The organism is Aeromonas sp. OTU364 (assembly GCF_038440395.1).
Classification (GTDB): Bacteria; Pseudomonadota; Gammaproteobacteria; order Enterobacterales; family Aeromonadaceae; genus Aeromonas.
Map to the genome: position 1 here is coordinate 62,493 of NZ_JASATR010000015.1, position 13,257 is coordinate 75,749.

Here is a 13,257-nt window from a genome sequence, read left to right on the forward strand (position 1 = left end):
ATCTATGGATATCACAGAGTTATTGGCTTTCAGTGTAAAGCATAAGGCCTCGGATCTACACCTCTCGGCCGGGGTTCCCCCGATGATCAGGGTTGATGGGGAGGTTCGCAAGATCAATTTGCCCGCCCTGGATCACCGTGAAGTACACGCCCTCATCTACGACATCATGAACGACCACCAGCGCAAGGAGCTGGAGGAGAATTTCGAGGTGGACTTCTCCTTCGAGGTGCCCGGCATGGCGCGCTTCCGGGTCAACGCCTTCCAGCAGGCACGGGGCTCTGGCGCCGTGTTCCGTACCATACCGAGCACAGTCCTGACTCTGGAAGATCTGGAGGCGCCGGAGATGTTTCGCAAGATAGCGGAATTTCCCCGCGGCCTGGTGCTGGTCACGGGCCCGACCGGTTCGGGCAAGTCCACCACCCTGGCGGCCATGGTCGATTACATCAATGACAACTTCCACCACCACATCCTCACCATCGAGGATCCCATCGAGTTCGTGCACGAGAACAAGCGCTGCCTGGTGAACCAGCGCGAGGTGCATCGCGATACCAAGAGTTTCGCCAACGCCCTGCGCTCGGCCCTGCGTGAAGACCCGGACATCATACTGGTGGGGGAAATGCGCGATCTGGAGACCATACGCCTCGCCATGACGGCGGCGGAGACGGGCCATCTGGTGTTCGGCACCCTGCACACCTCGTCGGCGGCCAAGACCATAGACCGTATCATCGACGTCTTCCCCGGCTCGGAGAAGGACATGGTGCGCTCCATGCTCTCCGAGTCCCTGCGGGCCGTCATCTCCCAGACCCTGCTCAAGCGGATCGGCGGCGGCCGGGTGGCGGCCCACGAGATCATGCTGGGGATCCCGGCGGTGCGAAACCTGATCCGGGAAGACAAGGTCGCCCAGCTCTACTCCGTCATCCAGACCGGGATGACCCACGGCATGCAGACCATGGATCAGAGCCTCAAGCAGCTCGTCAACCGGGGCGTGGTTGCCGCCCTGGACGCCAGGGCCAAGGCGGCCGATCCCAACAGTATTTAAGATGCTTTCACACCCAAGGAGACACTATGAACATGGATGTTCTGCTCGCTGCACTGGTTGAACAAAAGGGCTCGGATCTCTTCATCACGGTCGATGCCCCTCCCACCCTCAAGGTCAACGGGCGCCTGGTGCCACTCGAGGGGGGGCCGCTGGACAAGCAGGCGGCGCTGGCCCTGGTCAGGGAGAGTCTGGACGAGGCGCACTTCGAGCGCTACCTGCATAGCCGGGAGGCAAACTATGCCATCCACCGCGAAGGGCTGGGGCGATTTCGGGTCAGCGCCTTCTGGCAGCAGGATATGCCGGGCATGGTGCTGCGCCGTATCGAGACCCGCATTCCCACCTTCGAGGAGCTGGTGTTGCCCCCCATACTGCAAGAGGTCGCCATGGCCAAGCGCGGCCTGGTGCTGTTCGTCGGCGCCCCGGGCGCCGGCAAGTCCACCACCCAGGCGGCCATGATCGGCTACCGCAACCAGCACGGCGATGGCCACATACTGACGGTGGAGGATCCGGTGGAGTTCGTCCACCAGCATGGTCGCTGCCTGGTGACCCAGCGGGAGGTAGGCATCGATACCGAATCCTTCGACGTGGCCCTCAAGAACTCCATGCGCCAGGCGCCGGACGTCATCCTCATCGGCGAGATCCGCAACCAGGAGACCATGGAGCTGGCCATCCAGTTTGCCGAGACGGGCCACCTCTGCCTCGCCACCCTGCACGCCAACAATGCCAACCAGGCGCTGGATCGCATCCTCCATCTGGTGCCAGAGGCGAAACACCGCCAGTTCCTGTTCGATCTCTCCTTCAACCTGCGCGCCATAGTGGCGCAGCAGCTAATGCCTTGCACCGATGGCAGCCACCGGGTCGCCGCCTTCGAGATACTGCTCAACACCCCGCTCATCACCGACATAGTCCGCAAGGGCGAGATGCACAGGCTCAAGGAGGTGATGACCAAATCGGGCGAGCTCGGCATGCAGACCTTCGATCAGGCGCTGTTCACCCTGTTCTGCGCCGGCCAAATTGGCTACAGTGAGGCCCTTGCCCATGCCGACTCCGCCAACGACCTGCGACTGCTGATCAAGCTGTCGGGTCGCGAGCAGCTGGGTGCAGGCACACTCGACAACGTGACCCTGGATGAATGAGGGACGTGCGTCACCGCTAGTAAAGGACAGTTATGCTGATTGTGGTTTCCCCGGCCAAGACGCTGGATTACGAGTCGCCGCTGGTGACCTCCCGTTTCACCCTGCCCGAGCTGCTGGATCACTCCGCCCGGCTGATCCACAGGGCGAGGCAGCTGACCCCGGATCAGATCGCCAGCCTGATGAAGATCAGCGACAAGCTGGCGGGACTCAACGCCGCCCGCTTTGCCCAGTGGCAGCCGGACTTCACCCCGAGCAATGCCCGCCAGGCGCTGCTGGCCTTCAAGGGGGACGTCTACACCGGCCTGGCCGTGGAAGATTTCAGCGAGGCGGACCTAGACTTCGCCCAGGCGCACCTGCGCATGCTCTCCGGCCTCTACGGGGTGTTGCGACCGCTGGATCTGATGATGCCCTATCGGCTGGAGATGGGGATCCGCTTCGACAACGAGCGCGGCAAGGATCTCTACCAGTTCTGGGGCGACATCATCACCGAGCACCTGAACAAGGCGCTGGCCGTGCAGGGCAGCGAGGTGCTGATCAATCTGGCCTCCGACGAGTATTTCAAGTCGGTGCGCCCGAAAGCCCTGCGGGGGCGCATCATCACCCCGGTCTTCAAGGACGAGAAGAATGGCCAGTTCAAGATCATCAGCTTCTACGCCAAGAAGGCCCGCGGCATGATGGCTCGCCACATCATCAAGCACAGGCTGACCGAGATGACCCAGCTGACCGGGTTCAATGAGGCTGGCTACTATTTCGTGCCACAAGAGTCCGACGATCGCACCCTGATGTTCAAGCGCGCTGAAAATTAATTACAAATGGAGGGAACCAAGTTCGGGATCCCCGGGTCTGAACCTATGAATCCTCTGTTGTAAGCACTTTTTGTTGGCCGACGTTCATGCGTCGGCTTTTTTCTGCGCGCTTATCACCACATCGGCACGGGCCCGGGTGACAGGCAGCAAAACGGCCATCCGAGGATGGCCGTTGCAGCGTCGATGGGCATTACTTCTTTTTCTTCTTGGCGCTCTTCTTCTTGCCATCCTTCGGCTTTTTCTTCTTCACCGGCACCCGCGCCTCCTTGTGTCTCGGACGTAGCTCCTCGATCACCCGGCGCTTGAGACGCTCCTCGGTGTATCGCTCTATCTTGGCCACCATGGCCATGTCGTGGGCTTCAACCAGGCTGATGGCACAGCCCCGATTGCCGGCACGGCCGGTCCGGCCGATACGGTGCACGTAGACGTCGGTGCCGTAGGGCATGTCGTAGTTGATGACGTGGCTGACGTTGGGCAGGTCGATGCCACGGGCGGCAACGTCGGTGGCGATGAGGAAGGGTACCTCCCCTTCATGGAACTTGCGGATCGACTCGATACGCTTGCTCTGCTCCATCTCGCCACGGATCCAGGCACAGGGGACGCCGGCGGCCTGCAACTGGCCGGAGAGCTCCGCCAGCCGCTCGCGGGTCTTGACGAAGACGATGGCCTTCTGGGTCTGGGGATCCTTCAGAATGTGGATCAGCAGCGCCAGCTTGTGGGCGGCATCATCGGCCAGGTGCACCCACTGGGTGATGGGGCGGCGCTCGCTGCGGGGCGGCTCGGCATGCAGCTCCACCGGATCGTTGAGGATTTCGCTCGCGAACTTCTCGAGACCGGCCCCTTCCAGGGTGGCGGAGAAGAGCATGGTGTGCTTGCGGTAGCGGGCCTCTGCCACTATGCGGTTCACATCCTTGATGAAGCCCATGTCCAGCATGCGGTCCGCTTCATCCAGCACCAGCACCTCGATGTCGTGGCTCTCGAACTCTTCCTTCTCTATGTACTCCAGCAGGCGACCCGGGGTGGCCACGACGATGTCGGTGGTCTTGGTCAGGGCCGGCAACTGCTCTTCATGGCTGACACCGCCGATGATGGTCTCGATGCTGAGATGGGTATGCACCGCCAGCGCCCTGGCATGGGCACTGACCTGCAGCGCCAGCTCGCGGGTCGGGGTCAGGATCAGCATGCGGCACGGGCCCGGCTTGCGACGCGGGAAGTCCAGCAGGTGCTGCATGGCAGGCAGCAGGAAGGCGGCTGTCTTGCCGGTACCGGTCGGAGCGGATGCCAGAATATCGCGGCCGTCCAGGGCTGGCTCCAGCACCATCTGCTGAATGGTGGTGGGGCGGGTGAAACCCATCTCGGCCAAGGCCCGGTTGAGGGCTGGATTCAGGTCGAAATCATCAAAGGACTGGCTCATGGCAATACTCGGTCATTAAGGAAACGGCAGATTATAGGCGATTATGCCGCCGGCTCCTATGGCGACTGTGGCTTAGCCGCTATAATCGCCGACCATTTTCGCCATGGCAGACGAGCAACGAGGGTCAGATGGGGCGTAGCAGCGGTTTTACCTTCAAACAATTTCACATCGACCATGACCGTTGTGCCATGAAGGTGGGCACAGACGGCATACTGCTGGGGGCCTGGGCGCCGGTCGACAACGCCCGCCGGATCCTCGACATCGGCACCGGCACCGGCCTCATCGCCCTGATGCTGGCCCAGCGCAGCACGAACGACTGCCGGATCGACGGGGTGGAACTGGATAAGGATGCAGCCGAGCAGGCAAGGGACAACGTGGCGGCCTCCCCCTGGGCAGACCGGGTCAGCATCATAGAGAGCGCCATTCAGGATTATCGGGCGGCCTCTTACGACCTTATCGTCTCCAACCCGCCCTATTTCGTTGCAGGTCAGGTATTTAGCGATCCGGCCAGGGCGCTCGCCCGCCACACTGGCGCGCTCGATCCCCATTCGCTGCTGGCGGCAAGCTGTCGTCTGCTGAGTCAGGATGGGCGGCTGGCGCTGGTGCTGCCCACCGCCATGGCTGATGAAATTTTATGCATCTCGGCAGATTATGATCTGTACAGCCTTTGTTATACAGCTGTTATCACCAGGGAGGGGAAAGAGGCAAATCGCGTTTTATTGCTACTTGGCAGAGGATTAAGCAGGTTCGAGCAGGGTGAAATTGTGATCCATTCTACTGCCGGAGGCTATTCCGACAGATATATCCAACTAACCCACCCCTTCTATTTGAAGATGTAAATTTCGCCTTGAACTATTTTTTCACATCATTATGCTGACTAGCAAACGAGCGCCCGCTCAAGACCAGCTCAAACCACTGGTGGCGATGAAAAAAGCAGCGGGGCTCCTTTTTTTTACCCCTGAACAACGCCGGTCACTGACCAATAAAAAACTATAACAAGCAATAGTTTACAAGACAGACGAGGTTGAACTTGACGAAATCACTCACATTGTCCGATGTACTCGGATTGGGCTTCATGACCTTCGCCTTCTATCTGGGCGCAGGCAACATCATCTTCCCGCCCCTGGCCGGTTACATGGCGGGTGAGCACCTCTCCCTGGCCATGCTGGGCTTCCTGGTGACCGCAGTGGGCCTGCCCCTCATCACCATTCTCGCCGTCGCCAAGGCCGGCAACGGCTGGGCCGGCATGACCAAGTTGCTGCCCACCGGCGTCGCCACCGCGCTGGCCGTCGCCATCTACATCATCATAGGCCCGGCCTTCGCCGCTCCCCGTACCGGCCTGGTGGCCTACGAGATGGGCCTCAAGCCCTTCCTCGGTGACATGGGTCAATCCGGCCTGGCCGCCTACACAGTGGTCTTCTTTGGCGTGGCCATTCTGGTCTCCCTCAACCAGGGCAAGCTGATGGATGCTATCGGCAAATTCCTGACCCCGGTGCTGATGCTGCTGCTGCTGACCCTGGCCGTCGGCGTCTTCGTCGCACCGCAGGGCACCATGCCCGCCGCGTCCGGCGACTATCAGAACAGCCCCCTGGTGAAAGGGATCCTGGAAGGCTACAACACCATGGATACCCTGGCGTCCCTGATGTTTGGCGCCCTGATCGTCGATCTGCTGCGCAAGAAAGGCATCCACGATTACCAGAGCCAGTTCAAGTACCTGGCCATCGCCGGCATCATCTCCGCCATCGGCCTGTCCGTGGTCTATGTCTCCCTGTTCCAGCTGGGCAACACCGCGGCCGGTGTCGCCAACGACGTCAGCAATGGCGGTGCCATCGTCAACGCCTATGTGCTGAGCCTGTTCGGCCAGCCGGGTCAGTTCATCCTGGCAGCCATCATCACCCTGGCGTGCTTCACCACCGCCGTGGGCCTGATCTCCGCCTGCTCCGACTTCTTCCACAACCTCACCGGCGTTAGCTACCAGAAGCTGGTGGTGCTGCTGGGGGTCGTCTGCGCCGTGGTGGCCAACGTCGGCCTGAGCCAGCTCATCAGCCTCTCCATCCCGGTGCTGGTCGCCATCTATCCGGTGGCCGTGGCCCTGGTGCTGGTCACCTTCCTGAAGGGTTATTTCGGGCGTCCCCGCCTGGTGTTCCGCTCCGTGCTGCTGGTTGCCTTCCTGTTCGGCTGCCTGGACGGTCTGGGTGCTGCCGGCATGAAGATGGATGCATTCGCCTTCCTGCCGCTGTTCGACAAGGGCCTGGCCTGGTTGCTGCCCACCCTGCTGGCCTGCGGCCTGGGCACCCTGGTGCGCGGTGGTGACAAGCTGGCCGCCGAAGCCGCCTGATCCTCATCCCGACGACATGAAAAAGAGGCCAGCTTTCGCTGGCCTCTTTCATTTGTGCAACGGGTACATGGCAAATCGGGTTAGTGCTCAGAGCACGGATGCCGGCTTGGGTTTGCCGGCCAGCCCGTACCAGTGGCTCTCGACCTGGCCGGCATGCCAGCGCAGGGTGCCCCAGGGCTGCTCACTCTGCCAGCGCGGGAAGTTGATCTGCACGCTGTTGTCTTCGTACTTGTAGAGGGAGGTGCTGATCTGGATATCCGACAGGATCAGCAGCACGACTCCCCCGATGACACTCCATTTCAGCATCGTCCACATGGCGGTTACTCGAAGCAGATCTCTATGGTGGCACGGCCGTACTCGGAATCGAACGGCATCATGATCTTGGCACCGTCAGCCCTGTGGGTGATGGTGTGGTTGGGACCGGAGACTATGATGGGGGTCGCCATGTCGAACTCATAGCCCTTCTCCCCCAGCATGCGCTTGGCGCCGCCGGTCACCATGTTGGTGATCTCGCCCACCATGTCGGTCACCTCTTCGTTGATGGTGGCCGGTGCCTCTCCCAGCATGCGGCGCATGATCTCCAGCGCCAGCCCCTTCTCGAAGCTGATGGAGAGCGACCCCCGGGTCTGCGGACCCACCATGCCGATGAGGCCGGAGACATCCCCCCGCGCCAGCTCGTCCGTCTTGCGCTTGGGTGCGCCGGGTTTGAGCTCCAGCTGTGCCATTGTGGAGAGCACATTGAGTAGGGAGAGCAGGAACGGGTTTACAAAATCAGCCTTCATCTTCACTTCCTACGGTGTCAGAGCAACGAGCACATTGACCATGGGCCTCTATGGTCTTGTTGGTAATAGTAAAACCATGCTGGCGAGCCTGCTCGGAAAAGGCGCTGTCGATGGCGGGATCATGCAGCTCCACCACCTCCTTGCAGCGATCGCAGATCAGCAGCTGCATGGGATGGGCATGGTCGAAGTGGCAGCAGAAGATGAAGGCGTTGAGCGACTCCACCTTGTGGGCGAACCCCTGCTCGAGCAGAAAATCGAGAGCCCGGTAGACGGTTGGGGGTTTGGCATGTGCCTCGGTCTGCTGCAACTGGGCCAGCAGATCGTAGGCGCTGATAGCATTACCATGGGCGGCAAGCAGCCGGAACACCTGGCGCCGGGTCGGGGTGAAACGGATCCCCCGCTGGTCGCAGAGACGTTCCGCTCGTTGTAGAAGTAGGTCTTGATTCATGTTCACGCAGATACCCTGTCAATTAGCCGGATACTATCACAGGGCCCCCTGTGCGCGGCGACAAAATTCATTTTCTGAGGCTGTCTCACCTTGTGGTAGAATCCGGCCCCTTATTTTGCCAACCCGGATGATTTTTATGCAGGCGCAGCGCTTCTCCATCGCCCCCATGCTGGATTGGTGAGATTTTTTCTCTAGCCCTTACCAGGCGTGGCCTTCAATTTCCATGGGGCAGATATGGGGCAGGTGGCTGCCAAAACGGCTTTAATCAGGGGGGTTCTCAAGCCTTTCAGCTCTTCTTGTCTACTCTGCGAATGTGTCCAGACAACTTTGTTCGTTAGATACAAAACTCAACATCATCAATAGCTTATGTTGATGTCGGTGACCTTTTGATTATACTCACTCCAGACTTTAAGAGCGAATGATGAGGAGGGGGCATGAGTAGCAGCATCGTCATACTGTTCTGCCTGTGTACGTTCCTTGTTCTGTTTGCTGTGCTGGCAGGAGCGTCTACCACCTGACCCAGACCACTGACAAAGACCAAAATGAAAAAAGCCCGCGATTCGCGGGCTTGCCCTTCCAGAAGATTATCTTCGAGCCTCCATCTTCGTGATCGCAGTTAGCCTACGCACTTCTTTCTCTCTCTGCTGATCTATATAGCTGGCCAGATCCGTCAGGTGCACCAGATAATCGCTCTTTTGGCTGGTTCTGAACGTCGGGATGGGTAACATCCCGGCATTTGCCCGCTGTCTGGCTGTTTGATATGACAGACCAAAATAGTCACTACAAATGTCTTTAAGCGGTACGACAGGTTTCTCGTATTGCGCCAAGAGCATAAAAACGGTTTGCATGCTGTCACCTCACAACAGAGTCGGTAGAACTGGGAAAACCGGGAAATCCATTAATCCACCTCCAGCTCGGTCAGGCCTCTCTTGATACGTTCTGGCCAGATGGCAAAATAGCGGGCCGATTTTTTCTCCTGTACGACTTTGAGAGTCAATCTATCTAACTCATTGAATTGCAACCAATCTCTTTTGACTAATCGCAGCATCTGTGAGCGGTATTGAGGGCGCAAATTCAGCGCTTGTTTCAGCACGTCAGTTTTGACGAGCCATTGCGACTCCCCTTGATACGTTCGACTGTAACCAACACTAGAGCTCAGTCGGCCTTCCAGGGGTCTTATATACGGACCCCAGCCCTGTATGGCCGCTTTCAGCATACAGAACAGACGGTAATCCTCAGTGTCCAGACCATGACCGCGGTTTTTTAGCCATAGATTAAAACAGTGCTCAACAGCATTCGCAGAGTGGTGATCGAGCCACGGTAGGAGATTGAACTGGTTAGCCATGACCAATGCGGCCTCAACTAGGGCAAACCGACGAATTACCCGCATCACCTGGGGGCTAATATGGTAGCCCAAGAGAGTCTCGGCATTCTCCTTCATGAGTGCACAGCGATACGAGTGGTGCTGCAAAACCTTGCGAGTGAGTTCAGCTTCATCGTAGCCAGCTAGTCGATTTATCCATGCCGAAAACAGGGATCCATAGTAACGCTTGCAGCGTCGCTGCAATTCATCTGCCAGCAAATCTGGCCCATTGTGACCATGGAGCGTATCAAACACGCCGTGTTGACCAACAGCGGGTATTTCAACCACCCGACTCAGCTGTCCAGCCAGCGGTACTTTACCCAGTTGCGCCATATGCTCCTCCAGTGTCACCTCTCCGTTAGATAAGGCAATGGTTCGCCAAGGTTCGCCTATGGCCAGCTGGCCAGTTTCGTTGGCTCTGAGCTTGGGTCGACCGTTGCATATGGAGTAGACGGCAGTATCCACATCCTCGGCCCTTGCTTGAGATAATTCATCCAGAAAGAGCGGGACATCGTGGTGAAGTGCTGCGGCCGCAGCCAGACCATTCGCAGTACTCAACCATGTTCTCATGATCGATTCATCACCTAGCACTGACGTTGCGACCTTCAAGGCCGTAGATTTGCCTGACCCTGAATCACCATATATGTGGAAAATCGTGTTTTCGACACCTGAGCTGCTGAGCAGAGGTGCACTCAGAGCGGCTCCACAGTAAAAAATCAGCAGCGGATTACCAATGCAGACCTCGCCAATTTCTTCCTGCCATTGTTCCAGCGAGCCAGATGACCGCAGTTCCATATCCATCCCCTTGCGGAGCAGATACAACTTTGTGCGATCTCTGTGGGCGCTCCAGCCAGGAGTGACAAAACCTTCTTGATGCCACCCGGTTCGTTCAACACAGATCGCAGGTTCCGCACGTTGGATCTCATCGAGTAGATAACGCTGGATACGTGGCCAAGCGTGAGGGTTTAGCTCCAATGGATAGCCTGAGTCGAGCAGCATTTCCCGAACCAGCCTGCTGTTATCACCCTGGAGATTCCGAATGAGGACAATATCTTGCAACTGAACACCGTCCAGGTTCTTCCACTCCAGTAAAATGCCGTAGCTGCGTCTCTGATCTGAAGAGCGTGTTCGAGCCAGCACGCTGATATAACCCCCGAGCTTGACCCAGCGTTCGGATTCCCTGCATTCCAGTGCATCCGGCAGTAATCGAAATTCCATAAGCACCTCCCTCAAATGTTATTTAGATACCGCTGAATGTCTGACAGCTTGAATCTAATTGAACGTCCGGTGGGGCCTAATCTGATGGGGACAGGTAAGATTCCTGATTTTACAAGGCGCCGTACTGTCGACTGTGAAAGGGAAGTCAATTCAGCGACCTCAGCCATCGTTAGCAATGTTCTATTTTGTGTTTCAGCCATACATCCTCCTGGTTTTTCATGTGTTGGCAGGAGCATTCTGAATGTTGTATGTAGAAAACATCGTCGCTGGAAGTGCCTTTTTCGGGCAAAGCGAAAAAATAATTTTTACTATAAAAACAGATGCTTATGATACAAACTTGCTTGATGTAGACTATTCCACCATTTCTTGGCTATTACCGTATTATTTTTTGATTCGCTAATCTGTCAGAAATTTCACATGTGAAATTTTTTGCGTCGACTTAGCTTGTAGCTCTAGGTGAAATCACGGACGGCGCAATAGTTAAGAAAAATCCCCGAGCGATGCCCGGGGACCGATATATAAGAGACAGTCCTAAGGGGAAATCCAGTCAGACTGCTCTCCTTCAACTGACCGACGCATTACCAAAAAGGTGAGACAACGTACTCCCCGGTCTGTATGTCATAGCCATTGGAAACAAGCCGGATCGGGCTTTTTTTTCTGACTGCATTACCCGTAGCCTCGTTCTGTGGTGCAGCGAGCAAGCCATAGAACATCCCTCCAATAAGAGCTCCCTGCCAAGCAAACAAGGCCATCAGCCCCCAGAAGGCAAGGCCCACCCAGTAGTTCTTGTGGAGCAGATCCAGCACGGGTTTGAGCCAGTAAACAACTGGGATGGCTAAAACGGCATAACCACAGCCAGTGACCTCAAGCATTGCCCAGCCAAGGACAACAACAGCCATCAAAAATATATTAATTAAATCTTTCATGGTGATCTCCTTTAATGTGTCACATTCATATTATCGTGATTTGATAAAATGCAATCCTAAGCAAGCAATGATTTTTGAGTTAAGGTATATGGTAATGTTTATTAGTAAAGTCGGTAGCATTAGTACTCACGGCTGAAAATTTTCACATATGAAGTTATTTGGGCTGTCTTGGTTGCGGCCTAAAGAGAGTACATATTTCCTGAGTGCCACAACGCTTGCAAACGAACAAAAATCCGCACGGAAGCGGCCAGTGGTGCGATGTTTTATCAGAAGGGGAAGACAAAGAGCTCTGGTTTCCCTTTTTCAAGCAGGTAGGGAAATACGATCTTGTCGCTATTATTCATTTTGACTTGTTGAGGTGCTAGGTACAGGAAAGCCCAAGCTGGTAGCTTCTCACTGAGCTTGCTGTATACGGCTTGTTCTGGTGCGTGGCTATCCGCTCCATTTGTAACGTTAATAAAATTAAACTCCGTGTCATGGCCGGAAGTGAATGCATAAGCATTACCTTGAACTCCAGTAATAAAGGCTGGTGCCTTGTCTTGATTCGGCTCTACGATTCGTACCTTAATAGAACACATATCCGAGACCTTGCTTTTACCGTTGGTCCAAGTCGGACAATCCCATTCGTTGCTGTAAAAATGATATGTCAGGTTGCCATCTTTGTCGTACAGCAGGTCGAATTTTACACCCAGTTCGGTCAGAGATGACTCGATAGAAAGCTTCACATGCGAAATCAATCTGGTCTGAGCATCGGCTGACGATACGGCCTCCTTTACAGACATCCAGGCTATCAAGCTATTCCGGGCACCATGTTGCTTGGGGCCAAACGCCCAATTAGCCATGTTGACTACCCCACCTTGCCAGTTTGATAGGCCTCCCACACTGGGAGCGATATAGCCGGACATCACATAAGCTGCACCAAAGGTTTTGGTATCTGTCATGCGTTCCAACTGGTCACGTGGCACAGCTGCATCCTTAATTCCAGTAATCAAACCACCAGCCTCGGCGATGTTGTAGGCGCGACTGTGGTCTGTCTTGTACTGGTAGCTATTTGGTGTCATGGCACAACCAGAGGCCAACCCCAGCCCGGTTGCAACGATTATGGTGGTTAGTTTTTTCATCATTTACATGTCTCGTGTGGGGCCTGGCCTAGGGTGCCATGAATCCTATAAAAAGCAACGCCATGCCTCTATCTGATTGAAAATATTGAGCATATGTGCATGGCGAACATTTTTACTCTTACTGGGCAGAACGCCTAAGCAGGGCTGCAACATTAATGACCTGAGGTGTTGTAGCAACCCACAGTGAGCTACATAGGAGCTCTGGTTTGGATGTTCTACCGGTTTTTTCGATCCGCATCTTTTACCTGTGAAATTTTAAGTTTCTCTCTGTAGAGATATGCAGCAGCTACCGCAACGCCGAGAAGGAAAAGGAATAGAGTGACCAAAATTACGATGCTGTTCATAAAACGTCCTCCACATGGTATGGAAAACTATGCATCACGCGGTCAGGTTGATCAATAAGCTATTGATTTTTATGTGACTTTGTCCTTTCAGAACAAAGTTCAATTGCAGAGTTTTACAAAAGCGCAGCTCGTCCGCGATACTCGGTGTTATGGGGCCCGCCAGTTGACTAGCTTTATATTATTTTTCATATAGATAGCCCCAGGGTGCATTTCGACCCCATCATAGCCGAGAACTCATAAATCCCCTGAGGCTGTACGGGAAACTACCTACACGGTGGCTTGCTCAGGAACCACCGCCGCTTTTGTAATTAGTTTTCGCTGA

Annotated in this window: 15 protein-coding genes; 6 read left to right on the forward strand and 9 right to left on the reverse strand. The window is 56.0% G+C overall.

What is annotated here, in order from left to right:
* Positions 1–4: 4 nt before the first annotated feature.
* Genes tapT through yaaA form a run of 3 tightly spaced genes read left to right on the forward strand, consistent with a single transcriptional unit; the run spans position 5 to position 2,981 of the window.
* On the forward strand, positions 5–1,039 hold the full coding sequence (tapT, locus tag AAHB08_RS15030) for a type IVa pilus ATPase TapT (protein WP_202047432.1): 1,035 nt from the start codon (positions 5–7) through the stop codon (positions 1,037–1,039).
* Positions 1,040–1,065: 26 nt separating this feature from the next.
* On the forward strand, positions 1,066–2,175 hold the full coding sequence (locus AAHB08_RS15035; protein WP_342059353.1) for a PilT/PilU family type 4a pilus ATPase: 1,110 nt from the start codon (positions 1,066–1,068) through the stop codon (positions 2,173–2,175).
* A 32-nt stretch (positions 2,176–2,207) separates the two neighbouring features.
* Positions 2,208–2,981 (forward strand): peroxide stress protein YaaA, encoded by a 774-nt coding sequence (gene yaaA, locus AAHB08_RS15040; RefSeq protein WP_342059354.1) that lies wholly within the window; start codon positions 2,208–2,210, stop codon positions 2,979–2,981.
* Between the two features lie 190 nt (positions 2,982–3,171).
* On the opposite strand, the gene srmB is transcribed toward yaaA, so the two are convergent.
* Positions 3,172–4,395: an ATP-dependent RNA helicase SrmB gene (gene srmB, locus AAHB08_RS15045; protein WP_342059355.1), complete on the reverse strand. Its 1,224-nt coding sequence runs from the start codon at positions 4,393–4,395 to the stop codon at positions 3,172–3,174.
* A 128-nt stretch (positions 4,396–4,523) separates the two neighbouring features.
* On the opposite strand from srmB, the gene AAHB08_RS15050 reads away from it, so the two are divergent.
* Complete coding sequence (locus AAHB08_RS15050) at positions 4,524–5,234, forward strand: tRNA1(Val) (adenine(37)-N6)-methyltransferase (protein ID WP_342059356.1); 711 nt, start codon at positions 4,524–4,526, stop codon at positions 5,232–5,234.
* A gap of 236 nt (positions 5,235–5,470) precedes the next feature.
* Positions 5,471–6,733 (forward strand): branched-chain amino acid transport system II carrier protein, encoded by a 1,263-nt coding sequence (brnQ, locus tag AAHB08_RS15055; RefSeq protein WP_342059392.1) that lies wholly within the window; start codon positions 5,471–5,473, stop codon positions 6,731–6,733.
* A gap of 87 nt (positions 6,734–6,820) precedes the next feature.
* Here brnQ and AAHB08_RS15060 read toward each other — a convergent pair whose 3' ends face one another.
* The 6 genes from AAHB08_RS15060 to AAHB08_RS21170 all read right to left on the reverse strand — a co-directional run bounded on the left by AAHB08_RS15060 (position 6,821) and on the right by AAHB08_RS21170 (position 10,780).
* The gene (locus AAHB08_RS15060; RefSeq protein WP_342059357.1) at positions 6,821–7,048 is read right to left on the reverse strand and encodes a hypothetical protein; all 228 of its coding nucleotides are present in this window, start codon (positions 7,046–7,048) and stop codon (positions 6,821–6,823) included.
* A gap of 5 nt (positions 7,049–7,053) precedes the next feature.
* Positions 7,054–7,515, reverse strand: coding sequence for a chemotaxis protein CheX (locus AAHB08_RS15065; protein WP_025325657.1), 462 nt, complete (start codon positions 7,513–7,515; stop codon positions 7,054–7,056).
* The gene (gene zur / locus AAHB08_RS15070) at positions 7,505–7,963 is read right to left on the reverse strand and encodes a zinc uptake transcriptional repressor Zur (protein ID WP_139436890.1); all 459 of its coding nucleotides are present in this window, start codon (positions 7,961–7,963) and stop codon (positions 7,505–7,507) included. The genes AAHB08_RS15065 and zur overlap by 11 nt, the downstream gene beginning before the upstream one ends.
* A 584-nt stretch (positions 7,964–8,547) precedes the next feature.
* Positions 8,548–8,811, reverse strand: coding sequence for a pyocin activator PrtN family protein (locus AAHB08_RS15075; protein WP_045523228.1), 264 nt, complete (start codon positions 8,809–8,811; stop codon positions 8,548–8,550).
* A gap of 50 nt (positions 8,812–8,861) precedes the next feature.
* Positions 8,862–10,544, reverse strand: a complete 1,683-nt coding sequence (locus tag AAHB08_RS15080) for a DUF927 domain-containing protein (RefSeq protein ID WP_342059358.1) — start codon at positions 10,542–10,544, stop codon at positions 8,862–8,864.
* A gap of 11 nt (positions 10,545–10,555) precedes the next feature.
* Positions 10,556–10,780, reverse strand: a complete 225-nt coding sequence (locus tag AAHB08_RS21170) for a helix-turn-helix transcriptional regulator (protein ID WP_423250339.1) — start codon at positions 10,778–10,780, stop codon at positions 10,556–10,558.
* Between the two features lie 5 nt (positions 10,781–10,785).
* Between AAHB08_RS21170 and AAHB08_RS15085 the strand changes: the two genes are divergently transcribed.
* Positions 10,786–10,944 (forward strand): hypothetical protein, encoded by a 159-nt coding sequence (locus AAHB08_RS15085; RefSeq protein WP_342059359.1) that lies wholly within the window; start codon positions 10,786–10,788, stop codon positions 10,942–10,944.
* A 178-nt stretch (positions 10,945–11,122) separates the two neighbouring features.
* Here the strand turns inward: AAHB08_RS15085 and AAHB08_RS15090 are convergent, their stop codons facing one another.
* The gene (locus tag AAHB08_RS15090) at positions 11,123–11,470 is read right to left on the reverse strand and encodes a hypothetical protein (protein WP_342059360.1); all 348 of its coding nucleotides are present in this window, start codon (positions 11,468–11,470) and stop codon (positions 11,123–11,125) included.
* 266 nt (positions 11,471–11,736) lie between these two features.
* Entirely contained in the window at positions 11,737–12,594 is an 858-nt protein-coding gene (locus AAHB08_RS15095; RefSeq protein WP_342059361.1) for a hypothetical protein, read from the reverse strand.
* Positions 12,595–13,257 lie beyond the last annotated feature (663 nt).

Coding starts and splice junctions, on each gene's coding strand:
- AAHB08_RS15090 (WP_342059360.1), bottom strand. CDS start 11,470: ATGAAAGATTTAATTAATATATTTTTGATGGCTGTTGTTGTCCTTGGC.
- tapT (WP_202047432.1), top strand. CDS start 5: ATGGATATCACAGAGTTATTGGCTTTCAGTGTAAAGCATAAGGCCTCG.
- srmB (WP_342059355.1), bottom strand. CDS start 4,395: ATGAGCCAGTCCTTTGATGATTTCGACCTGAATCCAGCCCTCAACCGG.
- AAHB08_RS15050 (WP_342059356.1), top strand. CDS start 4,524: ATGGGGCGTAGCAGCGGTTTTACCTTCAAACAATTTCACATCGACCAT.
- AAHB08_RS15085 (WP_342059359.1), top strand. CDS start 10,786: ATGTTGTATGTAGAAAACATCGTCGCTGGAAGTGCCTTTTTCGGGCAA.
- AAHB08_RS15080 (WP_342059358.1), bottom strand. CDS start 10,544: ATGGAATTTCGATTACTGCCGGATGCACTGGAATGCAGGGAATCCGAA.
- yaaA (WP_342059354.1), top strand. CDS start 2,208: ATGCTGATTGTGGTTTCCCCGGCCAAGACGCTGGATTACGAGTCGCCG.
- AAHB08_RS15095 (WP_342059361.1), bottom strand. CDS start 12,594: ATGATGAAAAAACTAACCACCATAATCGTTGCAACCGGGCTGGGGTTG.
- zur (WP_139436890.1), bottom strand. CDS start 7,963: ATGAATCAAGACCTACTTCTACAACGAGCGGAACGTCTCTGCGACCAG.
- brnQ (WP_342059392.1), top strand. CDS start 5,471: ATGACCTTCGCCTTCTATCTGGGCGCAGGCAACATCATCTTCCCGCCC.
- AAHB08_RS15065 (WP_025325657.1), bottom strand. CDS start 7,515: ATGAAGGCTGATTTTGTAAACCCGTTCCTGCTCTCCCTACTCAATGTG.
- AAHB08_RS15060 (WP_342059357.1), bottom strand. CDS start 7,048: ATGTGGACGATGCTGAAATGGAGTGTCATCGGGGGAGTCGTGCTGCTG.
- AAHB08_RS15035 (WP_342059353.1), top strand. CDS start 1,066: ATGAACATGGATGTTCTGCTCGCTGCACTGGTTGAACAAAAGGGCTCG.
- AAHB08_RS15075 (WP_045523228.1), bottom strand. CDS start 8,811: ATGCAAACCGTTTTTATGCTCTTGGCGCAATACGAGAAACCTGTCGTA.
- AAHB08_RS21170 (WP_423250339.1), bottom strand. CDS start 10,780: ATGCTCCTGCCAACACATGAAAAACCAGGAGGATGTATGGCTGAAACA.